This window comes from Clostridium fermenticellae (assembly GCF_003600355.1).
Taxonomy (GTDB): domain Bacteria; phylum Bacillota; class Clostridia; order Clostridiales; family Clostridiaceae; genus Clostridium_AV; species Clostridium_AV fermenticellae.
In genome coordinates this window covers 1,205,296-1,224,445 of record NZ_CP032416.1, presented here as the reverse complement: position 1 = coordinate 1,224,445, position 19,150 = coordinate 1,205,296, and the positions used below count along the sequence as shown (strand labels likewise).

The 19,150-nt window shown below is 31.4% G+C and carries 20 protein-coding genes; all 20 read right to left on the bottom strand.

The window, feature by feature from the left end:
- Positions 1-50 precede the first annotated feature (50 nt).
- On the bottom strand, positions 51-2,168 hold the full coding sequence (locus D4Z93_RS05915; RefSeq protein WP_119971239.1) for a polyribonucleotide nucleotidyltransferase: 2,118 nt from the start codon (positions 2,166-2,168) through the stop codon (positions 51-53).
- Positions 2,169-2,324: 156 nt separating this feature from the next.
- Positions 2,325-2,588: a 30S ribosomal protein S15 gene (gene rpsO, locus D4Z93_RS05910; protein ID WP_119971237.1), complete on the bottom strand. Its 264-nt coding sequence runs from the start codon at positions 2,586-2,588 to the stop codon at positions 2,325-2,327.
- A 112-nt stretch (positions 2,589-2,700) separates the two neighbouring features.
- The gene (locus D4Z93_RS05905; RefSeq protein ID WP_119971234.1) at positions 2,701-3,639 is read right to left on the bottom strand and encodes a bifunctional riboflavin kinase/FAD synthetase; all 939 of its coding nucleotides are present in this window, start codon (positions 3,637-3,639) and stop codon (positions 2,701-2,703) included.
- Between the two features lie 7 nt (positions 3,640-3,646).
- Positions 3,647-4,522, bottom strand: a complete 876-nt coding sequence (gene truB / locus D4Z93_RS05900; RefSeq protein ID WP_119971231.1) for a tRNA pseudouridine(55) synthase TruB — start codon at positions 4,520-4,522, stop codon at positions 3,647-3,649.
- A 17-nt stretch (positions 4,523-4,539) separates the two neighbouring features.
- Positions 4,540-5,502 (bottom strand): DHH family phosphoesterase, encoded by a 963-nt coding sequence (locus tag D4Z93_RS05895; RefSeq protein ID WP_119971229.1) that lies wholly within the window; start codon positions 5,500-5,502, stop codon positions 4,540-4,542.
- The gene (gene rbfA, locus D4Z93_RS05890; protein WP_119971228.1) at positions 5,489-5,851 is read right to left on the bottom strand and encodes a 30S ribosome-binding factor RbfA; all 363 of its coding nucleotides are present in this window, start codon (positions 5,849-5,851) and stop codon (positions 5,489-5,491) included. Before rbfA ends, D4Z93_RS05895 begins: the two co-directional genes overlap by 14 nt.
- 55 nt (positions 5,852-5,906) lie before the next feature.
- Positions 5,907-7,988, bottom strand: a complete 2,082-nt coding sequence (gene infB / locus D4Z93_RS05885; RefSeq protein ID WP_119971226.1) for a translation initiation factor IF-2 — start codon at positions 7,986-7,988, stop codon at positions 5,907-5,909.
- Between the two features lie 24 nt (positions 7,989-8,012).
- The gene (locus D4Z93_RS05880; RefSeq protein WP_119971224.1) at positions 8,013-8,312 is read right to left on the bottom strand and encodes a ribosomal L7Ae/L30e/S12e/Gadd45 family protein; all 300 of its coding nucleotides are present in this window, start codon (positions 8,310-8,312) and stop codon (positions 8,013-8,015) included.
- A complete protein-coding gene (gene rnpM, locus D4Z93_RS05875; protein ID WP_119971222.1) occupies positions 8,302-8,571 on the bottom strand; it encodes an RNase P modulator RnpM in 270 nt (89 codons plus the stop codon). The genes D4Z93_RS05880 and rnpM overlap by 11 nt, the downstream gene beginning before the upstream one ends.
- Positions 8,572-8,600: 29 nt before the next feature.
- Entirely contained in the window at positions 8,601-9,722 is a 1,122-nt protein-coding gene (nusA, locus tag D4Z93_RS05870; protein ID WP_119971221.1) for a transcription termination factor NusA, read from the bottom strand.
- Between the two features lie 17 nt (positions 9,723-9,739).
- Entirely contained in the window at positions 9,740-10,204 is a 465-nt protein-coding gene (gene rimP / locus D4Z93_RS05865; protein WP_119971219.1) for a ribosome maturation factor RimP, read from the bottom strand.
- A 256-nt stretch (positions 10,205-10,460) separates the two neighbouring features.
- Positions 10,461-11,510 carry a flavodoxin-dependent (E)-4-hydroxy-3-methylbut-2-enyl-diphosphate synthase gene (gene ispG / locus D4Z93_RS05860; RefSeq protein ID WP_119971218.1) on the bottom strand — a complete coding sequence of 350 codons (1,050 nt, stop codon included), beginning with the start codon at positions 11,508-11,510 and terminating at the stop codon, positions 10,461-10,463.
- 105 nt (positions 11,511-11,615) lie between these two features.
- Complete coding sequence (gene rseP, locus D4Z93_RS05855) at positions 11,616-12,626, bottom strand: RIP metalloprotease RseP (protein WP_119971216.1); 1,011 nt, start codon at positions 12,624-12,626, stop codon at positions 11,616-11,618.
- A gap of 15 nt (positions 12,627-12,641) precedes the next feature.
- Positions 12,642-13,796 carry a 1-deoxy-D-xylulose-5-phosphate reductoisomerase gene (gene dxr, locus D4Z93_RS05850; protein WP_119971215.1) on the bottom strand — a complete coding sequence of 385 codons (1,155 nt, stop codon included), beginning with the start codon at positions 13,794-13,796 and terminating at the stop codon, positions 12,642-12,644.
- Between the two features lie 205 nt (positions 13,797-14,001).
- Positions 14,002-14,802, bottom strand: coding sequence for a phosphatidate cytidylyltransferase (locus tag D4Z93_RS05845; protein WP_119971213.1), 801 nt, complete (start codon positions 14,800-14,802; stop codon positions 14,002-14,004).
- Positions 14,803-14,841: 39 nt separating this feature from the next.
- The gene (locus D4Z93_RS05840) at positions 14,842-15,606 is read right to left on the bottom strand and encodes an isoprenyl transferase (protein ID WP_199798415.1); all 765 of its coding nucleotides are present in this window, start codon (positions 15,604-15,606) and stop codon (positions 14,842-14,844) included.
- Between the two features lie 252 nt (positions 15,607-15,858).
- A complete protein-coding gene (frr, locus tag D4Z93_RS05835; protein ID WP_119971209.1) occupies positions 15,859-16,416 on the bottom strand; it encodes a ribosome recycling factor in 558 nt (185 codons plus the stop codon).
- A 22-nt stretch (positions 16,417-16,438) separates the two neighbouring features.
- Entirely contained in the window at positions 16,439-17,149 is a 711-nt protein-coding gene (gene pyrH / locus D4Z93_RS05830) for a UMP kinase (RefSeq protein ID WP_119971207.1), read from the bottom strand.
- 88 nt (positions 17,150-17,237) lie between these two features.
- On the bottom strand, positions 17,238-18,152 hold the full coding sequence (tsf, locus tag D4Z93_RS05825; protein ID WP_119971205.1) for a translation elongation factor Ts: 915 nt from the start codon (positions 18,150-18,152) through the stop codon (positions 17,238-17,240).
- Positions 18,153-18,228: 76 nt separating this feature from the next.
- Positions 18,229-18,930 carry a 30S ribosomal protein S2 gene (gene rpsB / locus D4Z93_RS05820; protein WP_119971204.1) on the bottom strand — a complete coding sequence of 234 codons (702 nt, stop codon included), beginning with the start codon at positions 18,928-18,930 and terminating at the stop codon, positions 18,229-18,231.
- Positions 18,931-19,150: the final 220 nt, after the last annotated feature.

Here is a 19,150-nt window from a genome sequence, read left to right as displayed (position 1 = left end):
ATTTTATATCTTAATTATTAATAAAAATAAAAAGGCATTTTAATGCCCTTCTACTTTTGCTGCTCTTTAGAATTCTTATCTTCCGAATCCTTTATAGCATCTTTTCTGGATAAGTTAATCCTTCCCTGATTATCAATTTCAGTAACCTTAACTAGTATTTCATCCCCTACAGATACTACATCTTCAACTTTATTTACCCTACTAAAATCAAGCTTAGATATGTGAACAAGTCCTTCTTTTCCAGGAAGTATTTCCACGAAAGCCCCAAAATTAGTTATCTTAGTTACTTTACCAAGATATATCTCTCCTGCTTTTACTTCTCTAGTCAAATCTTCTATTATCTTAAGTGCCCTTTTTGCTCCAACACTATCCTCAGCCATAACAAATATTCTTCCATCTTCTTTGATATCAATTTTAACTCCTGTCTCAGCTATAATTTTATTTATAACTTTTCCACCTGCACCTATAACGTCTCTTATCTTATCTGGATCAATCGTCATAGTATAAGTCTTAGGTGCATATTTAGACACTTCTGCCCTATGCTCCGGTATACATTCATTTATTTTTCTTAATATGAATAATCTACCTTCTCTTGCTTTTTTAAGAGTTTCATTGATACATTCAATAGTTAATCCATGTATCTTTGTATCAAACTGTATAGCTGTAATTCCTATCTCTGTTCCGGCGACTTTAAAATCCATATCTCCAAAAAAATCCTCTATACCCTGTATATCTGTCAGTATCTCTTGCTTTGACAAATCTTCATTTGTTATAAGTCCCATAGCAATTCCTGCTGCTGGTCTTTTTATTGGAACACCAGCATCAAGTAATGCAAGTGTACTTCCACATACGCTGGCTTGTGATGTTGACCCATTTGAACTCAATACTTCTGAAACCAACCTTATTGTATACGGAAATTTATCCTCACCAGGAATAAGTGGATCTAATGCTTTTTCTGCTAAAGCACCGTGTCCTATTTCTCTTCTTCCTGGTCCTCTGAGTGGCCTAACCTCTCCAGTACTATATGATGGGAAATTATAATGATGCATATATCTCTTAAATTCCTCTGAACCTAGTCCATCTAAAATTTGAACATCTCCTAAAGCTCCAAGAGTTGCAACTGTCATTACCTGAGTTAATCCTCTAGTAAATAGACCAGTACCATGTGTCCTGGGCAGCAATCCCACTTCACAACTTATAGGTCTAATTTCATTAAATGCTCTTCCATCTGGCCTCCTGTGTTCATTAAGTAACATATTCCTGACTATTTCTTTTTGAATTCTATATATAACATCAGCAATGTCAGCACCACTATCTGGATATTTTTCACTGAATTCTTCGTCTATTCTTTCTTTTACTTCATCAATAGCTTCATTTCTTTTATCTCTATCCGTTATGTACATAGCTTCATTCAACATATCAAATGAAAACGCTCTTATCTCTTTTTCAAGAGTATCGTCTACTTCGTATAATGTTGGTATAACTTTTTGCTTGCCAAATTTTTGCATGGCTTCTTCCTGAAATGCGACTATTTTCTTACATTCTTCAAATCCAAATAAAATAGCATCATACATACTATCTTCAGGTATTTCATCTCCACCTGCTTCTATCATCATAATTCTCTCTTTTGTAGCGCAGACAGTCAAATTTAAAGTACTCTTTTCTCTCTGTTCAAGTGTTGGATTTATTACATATTCTCCATCAACGATACCTACTGATACTGCTCCAACTGGAGTATCAAATGGTATACTTGATAAGCACAAAGCCATCGATGCCCCATTTATTGCTAATATATCCGGCAAATTATCCTGTTCTACAGAAAGAACAGTACATACTACCTGAACATCATTTCTATATCCTTTTGGAAATAATGGTCTAAGCGGTCTATCTATAGCCCTCGCATGTAAAATAGCCTTTTCAGATGGTTTACCTTCTCTCTTGATAAATCCTCCCGGTATTTTACCTACCGAATATAATCTTTCTTCATATTCTATACTTAGTGGGAAAAAATCCACCCCTTCTCTTGGCTCATTTGAAGCATTTGCATTTATAAGAACCACCGTATCTCCATAGCTTACCAATAATGCACAGTTTGAAAGCATTCCAACTTTTCCATAATCAATTTTAAGAGTTCTTCCTGCTACACTAGTCTGTAATGTCTGACTCATAAATAATTTAACCTCCCTTCATAGGTTTTAATATTATTATAGTTATTAGTAATTTTTATTATACATTTACTGAACTTACAAAATTATAGTTGATATCTTATGCTTTAAAAATTGATAACTAATTAAAACAAGAGCGGTATTTAAGCCGCTCTGAAATTACTTTCTTAAATGTAATTTTGCAATAATAGCACGATATCTCTCAATATCTTGTTTCATCAAATAATTTAAAAGTCCTCTTCTTTTACCAACCATCATCAAAAGACCTCTTCTTGAATGGTGGTCTTTCTTATGAACCTTTAAATGTTCATTTAAATGATTAATTCTCTCAGTAAGCAATGCAATCTGTACTTCTGGAGAACCTGTATCTCCTTCATGTCTTGCATACTCTACCATTATCTTATTTTTCATTGCCTTTTCCATCTACTGACACCTCCAATTGTAATCTCCCAATTCCATGAAAGCCGTCGGCAAGTCGGTTCTCATAGCATAGGGTTCACGAGTGTATTATAGCAAATATATTATCAAATGTAAATTAATTTTTAAGATTAATTTCTAATTTATGCTTAACAGCATACATTTTGTCTTTTTTTAGCCGTGCTGATAATTCCTCTAATGAATCAAATTTTTTTTCATCTCTTATTCTATCTATAAAAAATATAGTTATATGTTCATTATAGACAATTTTATTAAAATCCAATATATTAGTTTCTACACTCAATTTATTATCATGAACAGTAGGATTGTAACCTATATTAGTTATACCTCTAAATGGCCTTCCATCATAGTATACAATTGTATAGTATACTCCTCCCCTTGGAAGTATAAATCTTTTATCATAATCAAGATTTACAGTTGGAAATCCTAATTTTCTTCCAAGTTGCTTACCTTTTATTACATTTCCCTCAATCATAAACGGTCTTGTGAGCATTTTCCTGGCAGTTTTTACATCGCCTTCTTCGGATATGAGATTTCTTATTATTGAACTACTTACAATCTGGTTTTTTAATTTTACTGGTTCAACTACCTGAAGCAAATATCCATATTTTTTACTCATTTTCTTTAAAAGTTCTAAATCGCCCAAATTCTTATATCCAAATCTATAATTAAATCCAATTACAATTCCCTTGACATTATAATGCTCTACTAGGTTAATTATGAATCTTTCAGGAGTTATCTTCATAAATTCCTTGTCAAAGCTTGCAAAATTAATTATATCAAGTCCAGCAGATTGTAATACATTTATTTTAGTTTTATTATCCATAATAATTTTGGGAGCCAATTCTTTATTTATAACCATACGAGGATGATTCTTAAAAGTAAATACCATGCTCTTTGCATCATTTATCTTAGCAAGCTTTATTGTTTTATCTATAAGTTTCATATGTCCCATATGTAACCCGTCAAAGCTTCCAAGTGCAACATATGTACTATTTTGTAAATGCTTTTGAAAATTATCTTCTATTACAATCATATTAATACTACCTCTGTAACAATAACTTTGTCATTTTAAATCCAGAATCTTTTCTAATTCCTATACCAATAAATTTATCCTTTCCAATATAGACTCTATGAAATTCATTCTTTTGTATATTTCTTATAATAAATGGATTATTCATTTCTACTCCATTTAATAATAATTTTTCATATTTTTCATCTATATGAATCTCTGGATAATCAAACAAAACTTTATCCATGGATATAATATATTTGTATATATTATCTTTTGTAAGTTCATCAAGTTCTACAGAATTTCTTATATTGAAATTTCCCGTTTCAATTCTTTGAAGATTCCACATTGATCCCCCACACTTTAACTTTTCACCTATATCATAACATAAACTTCTGATATATGTGCCCTTAGAACATTTTACAGTAAAAATAACTTTTGGAAGATTCAATTCTAATATATTGATAGAATAAATTTTTACTTTTCTAGGCTCTCTTTCTATTTCTATACCCTGTCTTGCAAGTGAATAAAGCCTTCTTCCATTCACCTTCAAAGCTGAATACATTGGTGGAACTTGATTTATTTCGCCTTCAAAACTCTTTATTGCCTTTTTTATTTCATCATTTCTTAAATCTACTCTTGAATTTCTAACTATAGTTCCTTCTCTATCATAGCTATCAGTAACTACACCAAGCATAAGTTCAACTCTATACACCTTACAGTCACTCATTATATGATTAACTAATTTCGTCGCAGATCCAATACATACAGGTAAAACTCCTGATGCCTCCGGGTCTAAAGTGCCAGTATGTCCAACCTTCTTTATACCAGTTAATTTTCTAATCTTTCTAACTACATCAAAGGAACTAATTCCAACTGGTTTGTTTATATTTAATACTCCATCCATATACGTATATCTCTCTTTTAATTAAATTCTTTTTTTAATGCTTCAACTATTAGTTTCTCAGCCTCATATACATTCTTTCCGTCCATAGAACAACCAGAAGCCATAGTATGTCCGCCTCCACCAAAAATTTCGGCAACCTTCCTTACATCAACTCGAGATTTTGATCTCAAACTTACTTTTGATCCTTCATCTGTTTCCTTCACTAAAATTCCAACCTCAATACCTTCCACCTGCATTGCAAAACTTATAATATCAGAAGTATTAGTCTTTTCCTCAATTCCTAAACTCAAAAGCATATCTTTAGTAAGAGTCATTAAACATATTTTTTTATCTATTAACTTCATACTTTCTATTGCTTTTCCATATAACTTTATTCTCTCAAATTTCTTATTATCAAATATAGTTCTATGAATCTCACTAAAATCAATACCTGTATTAATTAGGTCTCCTGCTATAGTATGTGTAACACTTGTTGTAGATGGATATTTAAATGATCCACTATCTGTAATTATCGAAGTATATAAACATGAAGCTATTTCTTTATCAAGCTCTATACCCATTATCCTTATCATTTGATAGATAATCTCACTGACAGCGGCTGCATTCGTATCTACATAATTTAAATCCGCATATAAATCATTTGACATATGGTGATCTATATTTATTAAAACATACTCTCTATTATTTAAATCTAAATTTGCATTTATTCTATCTGTATTTCCACAATCGAGTACTATAACACACTCAGTATTTGGCCTTACATTTAATTTACTCCCATCTATTTCACAAGAACAAGGCAAAAATTTGAAATCTTCTGGGATTATTTCTTTTGATAATATATATGCATCCTTCCCCATTTTCCTCAATGCCTGCATTAAAGCTAAAGAAGAACCTAAGGAATCACCATCTGGAGAAGTGTGAAAAGTAATCGCTATACTATTACTCTCCTCCATCTTTTCCAGCACTTCATTCATTACCATTTTGCTTATCCTTTATTTTCTGAAGAATTTTATCTATATGCATCCCTTGTTCTATACTATTATCTATTTCCATTATTATTTCAGGAGTATACCTTAAACTAACCTTTCGTCCTACTTCTCTTCTTATAAATCCTGCAGAACTTTTTAAAGCTTCAAAAGTACTCGTTTTAGCATCTTCATTACCAAAAATGCTTACATATACTTTTGCATATCTTAAATCTTTTGTAACATCAACTTTCGTAACACTTACCATTGCAGTTATTCTAGGATCCTTTACCTCATTTTGAATTATATTACTTATCTCTTTTTTCATCTCTTCATTTATTCTTCCGCCTCTATACTTAGCCATATAATTCACCTCATTTCTAGTCACTCCAAAAGCAGGAATAACCTATTCATATAAACTACAACTGCTTCTTTACTTCTTCCATTTCATAGGCTTCTACCACATCGCCCTCTTTTATATCGTTAAACTTTTCAATTGAAAGGCCACATTCGTATCCGGAAGCAACTTCTTTTACATCATCCTTAAATCTCTTTAAAGATGCAAGTTCAGACTCAAATATCACTATTCCATCTCTTATAATTCTAACACTGCTGTTTCTAATTATCTTACCATCCGTAACATAACAACCAGCTATAGTTCCAACATTTGAAATCTTGTATGTCTGTCTAATCTCTGCTTTTCCAATTACAACTTCCTTATAATCCGGTTCAAGCATACCTTCCATAGCAGCTTTTATATCATCTATTGCATTATATATTACCCTATATGTCTTTATATCAACTGATTCCTTTTCAGCCAAAATTGTTGCATTAGAATCTGGTCTTACATTAAAAGCTATTATTATTGCATTAGATGCAGATGCCAGTGCTACATCCGTTCCAGTTACAGCTCCTACTGCTCCATGTATAACTCTTACCTTTACTTCTTCATTAGACAACTTTTCTAAAGATTGTTTTAAAGCTTCTATCGATCCATGAACATCTGCTTTAATTATAACATTTAACTCTTTTACCTTGCCCTCTTTTATCTGATTATACAAGTTTTCAAGTGAAACCTTGTGGGTTGACTGTAAATATTGTAATCTAAGTTTTTCTTTTCTTTTATCAGCCATTTCTCTAGCTGTTTTTTCATCTTTTACTTGATGAAATCTATCTCCTGAAGCAGGTACTTCTGAGAGTCCTAATATTTCAACTGGTATGGAAGGTCCTGCTGACTTTATCTTTTTGCCCTTGTCGTCAAACATAGCTCTTATCCTTCCATATGTTGATCCAACTATTATAGAATCTCCAACATGAAGTGTTCCATTTTGAACTAATAAAGTTGCTACAGCTCCTCTTCCCTTATCGAGTTTGGCTTCTACAACTGTTCCTTTCGCATTTCTATCAGGATTTGCTTTTAATTCCTGCATTTCGGCCGTTAAAATAACCATTTCCAAAAGTGTATCTATTCCTTCTTTTGTATGGGCCGATACTGGAACACATATTACATCTCCACCCCAATCTTCAGGTACAAGATCATACTCAGTTAATTCCTGTTTAACTCTATCTGGATTTGCACCAGGTCTATCCATCTTATTTATAGCTACTACTATGGGAACATTAGCAGCTTTACAGTGATTTATTGCTTCCACAGTCTGAGGCATTATGCCATCATCTGCCGCTACAACTAATATAACTATATCAGTAATTTGTGCACCTCTTGCTCTCATGGCAGTAAATGCTTCATGTCCTGGAGTATCTAAAAACGTAATCTTTTGTCCATTTAAGTTTACTGTATATGCACCTATATGTTGTGTAATTCCGCCAGCTTCCATACTAGTAACTTTTGCTTTTCTAATTGCATCAAGTAATGAAGTTTTTCCATGGTCAACGTGTCCCATGACTGTTATAACTGGAGGTCTGCTGACTAAATTATCATCTTCATCATCATCTTCCTCTTGTTCTACCGCTTCTTTATCAATATCCAATTCCTTCTGAACAACTACAGTATCAAATTTTTCTCCTAATTTTTTGGCAGTAGAAAAATCTATCTCATCATTTATAGCTGCCATTACTCCCATAAATATGAGCTGTTTTATTACCTCTGTAGTCTGTTTTTTTATTTTTTCAGCAAATTCCTTTACAGTTATAGTACTTTCCTCTAATTCTATTACATTATCTCTATTTGAAGCTAAAGCTTTTGACGTATCTTCTTTTTTATCTTTATTATTCTTATTCTTTACCTTACTCTTTTTTAAAGACTTCTTGAGATCTTCTTCTGCTAAATCTTCATATTTTTCCTCTATGCTCTCTTCATCATCTGGATTCTTTTCATCTTTTTTTTCTGCAAATAATTCCTTAATTAACTGAGCATCTTCTTCCTCTATAACACTCATATGATTCTTTACTTTGACATTAAATTCTTCTTGTAAGATTTTTATTAAACTTTTACTTGATATATTTAACTCTTTAGCTAATTCGTATACTCTTACTTTTGTCAAATAGATCACCCCCGAAACTAAATTTTATTTCCATATGTCAATTAATTTTCTGCTTATGTTTTTATCAGATATTCCCAGTACTTTTATAATATCTACACCTATTGACCCACTTATTTTATCTCCATCAATATTTTCTATTACAGGTATATTAAATTTTTCTGCATAGTTCTTAAATTTATTCAGAGTATTTTTACTTACAGTTGAAGTAAGTAATATTAAAAAAACCTTGTGATGTTTTATACCATCTTCACATTTATTATAACCTTCCAGGATTTTTCCTGCACGTTTTGCCAATCCCAAGAACTGAAAAAAGTCATTTTTCATTTTCTATTTCTTCCTTAAGTCTATTGTATATCTCTTCATCTATAGTAATTTCAAGGTTTTTTTCTAGCCTTTTACTTTTGAGCGCTTTGTCTAGACAATCTATGTTTTTACAGACATAAGCTCCTCTACCATTTTTTTTACCTGTCAAATCTATAAAGACTTCATCTTCTTTATTTTTCACAACTCTTATAAGCTCTTTTTTAGGTTTCATTTCCATGCATCCAGTACACATTCTTTTGGGTATTTTTTTCACCTTCATACTCTCACCATCCAGTCCTAAAAACAAATTTATTCTAAAATATCACCGGTGTCCTCAACATTTTGAGTGTCACTATTAGCATCTTCCTTACAAATGTCCCTGGCTTCATCTGCTTGAGATTTACTTTTGATATCAATTTTCCATCCCGTAAGTCTTGCAGCCAATCTAACATTTTGACCCTCTTTACCAATTGCAAGTGAAAGTTGATTGTCATCTACCACAATCTGGGCAAATTTACTTTCTTCATCCAATGTTACATCCAAAACTTTAGCTGGACTTAAAGAATTAGCTATATACTCCTCCGGGAGCTTACTCCATTTTATAATATCGATTTTTTCATTTTTGAGCTCATCAACTATATTCTGTACCCTTATACCTTTAGGTCCAACGCAGGCTCCCATAGGATCAACATTTTCATCATTTGAACTGACTGCTATCTTAGTTCTAGAACCTGCTTCTCTTGATATTGCCTTTATTTCAACAGTTCCATCAAAAATTTCTGGAACTTCAAGTTCAAACAGTCTCTTTATGAGCCCGGGATGAGTTCTTGATATGACAATCTGTGCTCCTTTTGTAGTATTCTTAACCTCCACAATATAAAGTTTAAGTTTATCATTAAAATTGTATTTCTCACCACGCATCTGCTCATTAGGTCCAAGAACAGCTTCTGTTTTTCCAAGATCAACAAGTACATTATTCTTATCTTTTCTAATAACAGTACCTGTTATTATATCATCTTCCTTTTCTATAAAATCATTATATACTATTCTTCTCTCTTCTTCTTTTATTCTTTGAATAACAACTTGTTTTGCAGCCTGTGCAGCTACTCTTCCAAATTTTTTAGGAGTAACCTCTATACTAACTATATCATCAATATTATAATTTGAATCTATACCTTTAGCATCCTCAAGAGATATTTCATCTACATCATCCATCACATCTTCAACAACTGTCTTCTGTGAATATACATGAATTTCTCCATTCTCCCTATTCATTGTAACCTTGACATTTTGATTTCCTGCCCCATGATTTGCATAATTCTTCTTATAAGCAGCAACCAATGCATCTTCTATAGTCGTAAACAACAAATCTTCACTTATTCCTTTTTCTTTAACTATCTCTCGTAAAGCTTCAATAAACTCCTGATTCATTTTTCTAATACCCTCCCTTAAAATTCTGCTCTTAAACTTACATTTGAAACTTTATTTCTCGGAATGGAAATATTACTTCCAGTGCAATCTACCACTATATTTTCCTTATCAAAATCAATTAATTTTCCATCATATTGTTTTTTTCCATCAAATACAGAATATAATTTTATCGATACATCTGATCCAATATATCTTTTTAAATGTTCTTCAGTATATAGTGTTCTTTCTATTCCTGGAGACGACACCTCTAAGTAATAACTGTCTTTTATCGGATCTTCTAAATCTAGCATATCACTCACAGCTCTACTTACCTTCTCACAGTCATCTAACGATATATTTCCATCTTCTTTATCTATATATACTCTTAGGTAATTTTCTTTTCCTTCTTTTACAAATTCAAGATGATACAAATCAAATCCGAGTTCAGATACAATAGGCTCTACAAGATCTCCAAGCCTATCCTTCAAACTGTCTTTACTCATAAATTTATCCCTCCCTATTTATATACCATATAACTTGAAATAAGATATAACTTAAATCATACATAATTTAAAAACGCAACTAACGCTGCGTTTTTAACAAATAGAAAGAGCGGGCTTTAACCCACTCTACATAATCTCAGTAAAACTATCTAGCTTTGTTAAAACCATTTTAGCACACTAAATAATTTATTTCAAGAAAAACTTATCTTACAATCTGCTAAAGTTTAACGTATATATAGCAAATCTTATATTCAATTTACATCTTTTTAATCTGATCTATAAGTTCATCTACCAGGTATTCTTCTCTAACCTTCTTTATTATTTTTCCTCTCTTAAATATCAATCCTTCGCCTTTTCCTCCCGCTATTCCAATATCGGCCTCTTTTGCTTCTCCAGGTCCATTAACAACACAACCCATTACTGCAATCTTTATACTTTTATTACAATTATCTAGTCTTCTTTCAACTTCATTCGCTATTTTTATTATATCTATCTGTGTTCTTCCACAAGTAGGACATGATATGAATTCTATGCCACTTTTTATTAATCCTAATGTCTTTAGAATTTCTTTGCCTGTTTTAACTTCTTCTATTGGATCACCAGTAAGAGATACCCTTATAGTATCACCTATACCCTGTGACAGTAAGGCTCCTATACCTATGCTCGATTTTATCGTTCCTCTCCATATTGTACCTGCTTCTGTCACTCCCAAATGAAGTGGATATTTGACTTTATTTGATATAATTTTATAACTTTCTATCATTTGATTGACGTTAGACGATTTTATAGATATAACAATATTATGAAAATCTAATTTTTCAAATATAATTACATGTTCCATTGCACTTTCAACAAGAGCTTCCGGGCATACTTTCCCATATTTATTTAGAATATTTTTTTCTAAGGAACCCGAATTTACACCTATCCTTATAGGTATATTTCTTTCTTTGGCTGCTTCAACTACTTTTTTAACCTTATCTATATCCCCAATGTTTCCTGGATTTATTCTAAGCGCATCAACTCCATTTTCAATAGATTTAAGTGCTAGTCTATAATCGAAATGAATATCTGCGACAAACGGAATATTTACCTTATTAACTATTTTTTTTATAGAATCTGCAGCCTCCATATCTGGTACAGCACATCTTACTATATCACAGCCACAATTCTCGAGTTCTTTTATTTGGGCAACTGTACTTATTGCATCTCTTGTATCTGTGTTGGTCATTGATTGAACTGATATAGGTTCTTTATCTCCAATATATGTATTTCCTATTTTTATTTTAAAAGTATCTTTCCTTTTCAAAAAATCATCCCCTTTATAATGAATGCTACCACCTTAGAAGATGACAGCATAGATTTTATAGGGTTTGTAATTCCAAGCTTAAGTTCCAAACCCTATAAATATTTATTAGATTTTTATAGGGTAGAATATATCTTTTATAGTTACTAAAACCATAATAGTCATCAGCAGTGCAAAACCTATATAGTTAATGACTCCAACTTTATTATCACTTACCTTCTTACCGGTTATTATTTCAAATATAAATAATAAAATATATCCTCCATCTAATGCCGGTATAGGCAGCAAGTTAAATATTCCCAATTGAAGTGTTATATATGCTGCAAAAGCAATAAGGCTTAAAATTCCAGCCCTGGCAGCTGCTCCAGATAATTTTATTATCGTAACAGGTCCTCCAAAATCATTCATGGATGCTCTTCCAGCAAATAATATCTTAAAAAATGCAAATGTCTGTTTTATGAGAGATCTAGTTTCATCCAATCCATATTTTACGGATTGACCAAAAGTCGCATTTTCAATTGTTTTAAAATATATACCAACAACATACCTATTTTCACTTTTATCTCTTATTGGTGTTATTTTAATGTTTTGTTCTTTACCACCTCTAATATAGGTTACATTAACAGATTTAGCACCATTAGTATATAACTCCGTTACAAAATCATCTCCAAGTGCTACCTTAGAATTATTTACCTTTACAATTCTATCTCCAGATTTAAGTCCCATAATAGCTGCAGGTTGATTTTGGACAACCTTATCTACTGTTGAAGATACATATCCCCTTGCTGACGCTATTATCGCAAATAACAGTACTCCAAGTAATATATTCATTACAGGTCCCGCAGTTACTATACTCAATTTTTGCCACGCAGTTTTATTATTAAACGCTCTCGGATCGTTACTTTCAGATTCTTCTCCAAGCATCTTAACGTATCCACCTATAGGAAGTATTCTTATAGAATATACAGTTTCTTTGCCATTTATACTAAAAAGTTTAGGTCCCATACCTATAGCAAATTCCTCAACTTTTACACCATTCAATTTTGCAAGAGTGAAGTGACCAAGTTCATGGATTAAAATTAACAATCCAAAAGCTATTATAGCTGCTATTATATACAAAAAAATCCCTCCAATTTAATCGAATTTATTACAAATATATTCTTTTACTTTTGAATCTATTTCCAGTATATCTTCCAATTTATACGAATTTTTAACTTCAAACTTATTCATACTTTCTTCTAATATATCTCCTATATCTAAGAATTTAATCTTTTTATGTATAAAAAGTTTTACAGCTTCTTCATTTGTCGCATTTAAAATTGCTGGCATAGTACCTCCTATCCTTCCTGCTTCATATGCAAGTTTCAAAGGTTTAAACGTATCTAAATCAGGTTCCTCAAAAGTCAATGAACCAAGTTTAAAAAAATTAACCCTCTTAACTACAGCCCCATATCTATTCGGATATGTCAATGCATATTGTATAGGAAGTCTCATATCTGTAGCTGCCAATTGAGCTATAACGCTGCCATCACTATATTCTACCATAGAATGTATAACACTTTCTGGATGGACAACCACTTTTATGTTATCATAATCCATATTAAACAGCCAATGTGCCTCTATAACCTCAAGTCCTTTATTCATAAGTGTAGCTGAATCAATAGAAATCTTCTTACCCATATTCCATCTCGGATGTTTTAACGCCTGATCAACTGTAACATCTTTAAGCTCATCAAGTTTTTTTCGTCTAAATGGTCCTCCAGAAGCAGTTACTATTATACTTTTTACAGAAGTTCTGTCATTTCCCTGCAGACATTGGAATATAGCTCCATGTTCAGAGTCTACAGGCAGTATCTTTACATTATTTTTTTTAGCTTCTTTTATAACTAGCTCTCCACCTGTAACTAGTGTTTCCTTATTGGCTAATGCTATATCCTTTCCTGACTTTATAGCTGCCATAGTTGGAAGCAATCCAACCATACCGACTACAGCTGTAACAATCATATCAACAGAGGAGAGTGTACTTATTTCTATTAATCCATCCATGCCGAAAAATACGTTTGTTTTTAATTTTTTCTCTGCACAATAAGACTGTACCTTTTTAAACGCTTCCTTATCCATCATTGTAACAAATTGAGGTCTAAACTCCCCAATTATATCTATCATTTTATCAAAATTCTTATTTGCAGACACAGCAATGAGTTCAAATTTATCTTTAAATTTTCTTATAACATCAAGTGTTTGCGTTCCAATTGATCCTGTAACGCCAAGTATAGCTAATTTCCTCAAATCTAACATCTCCTAATTTATATCAAATAATAACTTTCAAATTCATTACAGAATATTTTAGTTTTTAAGATTTTTAACACGATTAAATATACCATATTTATTATTTAAAATAAAGTAATTATAATCACCTTTCTATAGGATTTTTATGCAATAACCCTATAGTTAATATTATGTTAAAAAGGAATCTAGTAAGAACTGGATTCCCTTATATTTGCATTACGAATGTTAAATAATAATATACTATAACAGATGAAAATAAAATGCTGTCAAATCTATCTAAGATTCCACCATGGCCTGGTATCAAATTGCTATAATCTTTAACTCCTGCATGCCTTTTTATTGAAGACGCTGTAAGATCACCAAACTGACCGAAAACTCCACATATAAATCCTAATATTATGTAATGATATAATGGTATAATAATTCCTCTTGAATTAATAAAGATTCCAAAAAACAAACATCCAATAACACTGCCTATTATACCACCTATAGAACCTTCTATAGTTTTTTTAGGACTTATCTTTGGACATAATTTATTCTTTCCAAAGTACTTTCCAGTATAATATGCCGCTGTATCACAAAGCCACGATGCTATAAATATGATCCAAACAAAATAATTTCCATGCTCTTTATTACTTACAAGGACTATAAAACTAAAAAACACTGAAGCATACAAAAATGCAAACATAGTTAAAGAAACATCTATAAAATTATATCCCAGATCTAAGACTGGCATACATAACAAAATGAAAAGTGTTAATATAACTATAAAAAACACCAGTTGAGTATTTATAGACTTATCCAGGGTTATATAATATATTATACAAAGTGCATATCCTATTGTATTTATAGGATGATTTTCTCCATTATGTCTCATGACATTATATAATTCATACATTCCCACAAGTGACAATATCATAATGCCATATTTTAAAATTTCTCCCCCTACAAATAGAACTATTAAAAATGGTGCCAGTATTGCTGCCCCAAGGTATCTACTATTCACTAAATCATCTCCTACACTAAAAATTTACAACATCAAGATTTATTTTATTCCTCCAAATCTTCTATCCCTATTTTGATAATCATATATAGCTCTATGGAGGTCAACTTTTTTAAAATCTGGCCAGTTTATATTCGAATACCAAAATTCTGAATAAGCACACTGCCAAAGTAAAAAATTACTTAATCGTTGTTCTCCACTTGGCCTTATTATTATATCTGGATCAGGTATATTTTTAGTGTAAAGATAATTACTTATTAATTTTTCATCTATATCACTTTCATTAATTATGCCATCTTTTATATCAGAGACTATGTTTTTAAATGCGTGAACAATCTCATTTCTTCCGCCATAATTTATAGCAAGGTTTAAAGTTAGTCCAGTATTAGTTTTAGTTTTCTCACAGGCATCTGTTAATTCTGTTTGACAAATATCTGGCAATTTAGACATATCACCTATATGATTTATCTTAACATTATTTGAGTCTAGTTCCTTAAATTCGCTCTTTAAATATTTTGCAAGAATGTTCATTAGTGTTGTAACCTCTTCTTGAGGTCTTTTCCAATTTTCAGTTGAGAAAACGTATAAAGTTAAATATTCTACATTTAACTTGCTGCATTCCTTAACTATTTCTCTTACAGCTTCTACACCAGCCTTATGTCCCATGGCCCTTGGCAATTTTCTCTTTTTCGCCCATCTTCCATTTCCATCCATTATTATTGCTATATGTTTTGGTATATTATTCATATCAAGTTTTATATTATCTACTTTAAATCCTTCATCTTGTTTATCTAAAAACTTAAACATCATCTACCTCCATATTACACTGTTTTAAAGTTCATACTTTTATATTATATACTAATTTATCATCTTCTACTAGTAATAACCTATTTAATTCAAAATTTGCATACAACAAACTAAATTTTAAAACATATTTCTACAGATATGTTACTATATCTTCGTCTAAAGTAAAAAACAAGATATCATTCTGTTTGAATGCTATCTTGTTTTTAGACATACAATTAACTTAGCAATGAACAATCTAATTGTAGCTTTTTATTATATTGCCATAATTTCCTTTTCTTTATTTTCAACTAATTTGTCTACTTCCTTTATAAACGAATCTGTCTTCCTTTGTATCTCTTCTTCACCTTTTTTTATTTCATCCTCGGAAATATCTCCCTGCTTTTTTAACGATTTTATCTTATCATTGCAATCTCTTCTTATACTTCTTATAGCGACCTTACATTCTTCCCCATCTTTTTTTATATTTTTAACTAGATCTTTCCTCGTTTCTTCTGTTAGTTCAGGTATTATTAACCTTATCATTTCACCATCATTGTTAGGATTTATACCTAAATCTGATTTTAAAATAGCTTTTTCTATATCCTTAATAGAATTTTTATCCCAGGGTTGTATGGCAAGAATTCTAGGTTCTGGAACTGATATATTAGCTAATTGTGATATAGGTGTAACAGTACCATAATATTCAACTTCTATTTTATCTAGTATTGCCGGATTGGCTCTGCCTGCCTTTAATGATGCCAGTTCTTTTTTCAAAACTACAGTAGTTTTAACCATTTTTTCATTTGCCACATTTAAAATATCTTTAATCATAAAAATACCTCCCTTTTATTTACTATTTAGAAACAATTGTACCAATGTTCTCTCCAGTTACGGCTTTTATTATATTTTCAGGAGTATCTAATCCAAATACTAATATAGGTATATCATTATCCATACATAATGAAGTTGCTGTAGAATCCATAACCTGTAAACCCTTATCTAAAACTTCTATGTAACTCAATTTGTTAAACTTTTTAGCATCCTCATATTTGTGAGGATCTTTATCATAAACACCATCTACTTTTTTTGCAAGAAGTATAACATTTGCTTCAATCTCAGCAGCTCTTAATGCTGCAGTAGTATCTGTTGAAAAATAAGGATTTCCTGTACCTGCTGCAAATATTACAACTCTATCTTTCTCAAGATGTCTCATAGCTCTTCTCCTTATAAAAGGCTCAGCTATTTCCCTCATTTCTATTGCAGTTTGAACTCTAGTGTTAACTCCTATATTTTCAAGAGAATCTTGAAGAGCTAAGGCATTTATACAAGTTGCAAGCATACCCATATAATCAGCAGTAGTTCTGTCCATTTCTTTTCCATTTCTGCCTCTCCAAATATTTCCGCCACCTACAACAGTTCCCACTTCAACACCCATATCTACAAGAGCTTTTATTTGCTTTGCTATTTTATTACTTATATCAAAATCTATCCCAAATCCTTTTTCTCCTGACAAAGCTTCTCCTGAAAGTTTCAACATAACTCTCTTATATTTAGGTTTACACATATATTATACCTCCAATTTGTAATAAACTATATATTTATTTTTGTACTTTAAAAAAAGAGAACACCCTGTGTTCTCTATTTTCAATTTCTTATTTACCCTGCATTTGTTTTTGAACTTCTTCAGCAAAGTTTTCTTCCTTCTTTTCTATTCCTTCACCTTTTTCAAATCTCACGAAACTTGCAATTTTTATTGGTGCTCCAATTTCTTTTGATTTTACCTGAAGATATTTTTCAATGGTAAAATCTGAATCCTTAACCCAAATTTGGCTAACTAAACAATTCTCTTTGTAATACTTCTGAATTCTTCCCATTACCATTTTTTCAACAATTTTTTCAGGTTTTCCCTCATTTAAAGCTTGAACTTTATATATTTCTTTTTCTTTTTCTAGTACATTTTTATCTACTGAATCCTTATCTAAGAATAGCGGATTAGTTGCAGCAACCTGCATAGCAACATCTTTTGCAACTTCTTTTAATAAATCACTCTGTTTTTCACATTCAAGTTTAACAAGAACACCTATTCTTCCTCCACCATGAACATAAGCCTGAATTACACCATTTTCTACTGAAAGAGCTTTAAATCTTCTAACATTCATGTTCTCTCCAAGCTTTGCAATTAAAGCAGTCAAGGCATCTTTTATTGTAGTAGTATCATCATATTTTTCCTCAACAAATTCTTCTACTGTCTGAGTACTTGTAGAAGCTGCTTTTTTCGAAACAATATCAACAAATCCAGTAAAATCTTCATTTACTGCAACGAAATCAGTTTCACAATTAACTTCCACTATTGATGCCTTTTTACAATCATCTGATAAATAAGTTTTTACTATTCCTTCAGATGCCACTCTTCCAGCCTTCTTAGCTGCAGCTGCCAATCCTTTTTCTCTTAATATCTCAACAGCTTTTTCTGTATCACCATTTGCTTCATTTAATGCTTTTTTGCAGTTCATCATTCCTGCGCCGGTTCTTTCTCTTAATTCTTTAACCATTTGTGCAGTTATCATGTTTATTCCTCCTATAATCCTTTAATTAAAGTCAATTCAAAAGGTAAATGAAAAACTTTTCATTTACCTCAACAGACTATTCTGCTAACTCTTCTCCTTGTTTTCCCTCTACTACTGCATCTGCAATCTTTGATGTTATCAATTTTACAGCTCTTATTGCATCATCATTTCCCGGGATTACATAATCAACTTCATCTGGATCACAATTTGTATCAACAATAGCTACTACTGGTATTCCTGAAATCTTAGCCTCAGATATAGCATTTCTTTCTTTTCTTGGATCAACTACGAAAAGTGCTCCAATATTGTTAGCATCCATTTTCTTTATTCCGCCTAAGTTTCTTTCTAATTTTTCCTTTTCATTTCTAAGCTTTATAACTTCTTTTTTAGGAAGAACTTCAAATGTTCCGTCTTCTTCCATTTTTTCAAGTTCTTCTAATTTTTTAATTCTAGCCTTTATGGTAACAAAGTTAGTCATCATTCCACCAAGCCATCTATTGTTAACATAGTGCATTCCACTTCTCAATGCTTCTTCTTTGATAGCTTCCTGTGCCTGTTTTTTAGTTCCTACAAATAGTATATCTTTTCCTTCTTCGGCAGTACTTTTTATGAAGTCATAAGCTTCTTCTACCTTTTTAACTGTCTTTTGTAGATCTATAATATAGATCCCATTTCTTTCTGTGAATATGTATGGAGCCATTTTAGGATTCCATCTTCTTGTTTGATGTCCAAAATGAACACCTGCTTCTAATAATTGTTTCATTGAAATAACTGACATAATCTTACCTCCTAGGTTTTTTCCTCCATCGCAATCATATTTACAGAATACCTTAAAATCAAAGGAACCATTCCATAAATTAAGCAATGTGTGTATTATCACCTATAGTAGTATATCATAAGCATCAGTACTATTCAACTATAAATTCAAATTTCTACGGTATGCCTAAATAATAAAGGCTAGGCTAAAATATCTTAACCTAACCTTTAAATAATATTAT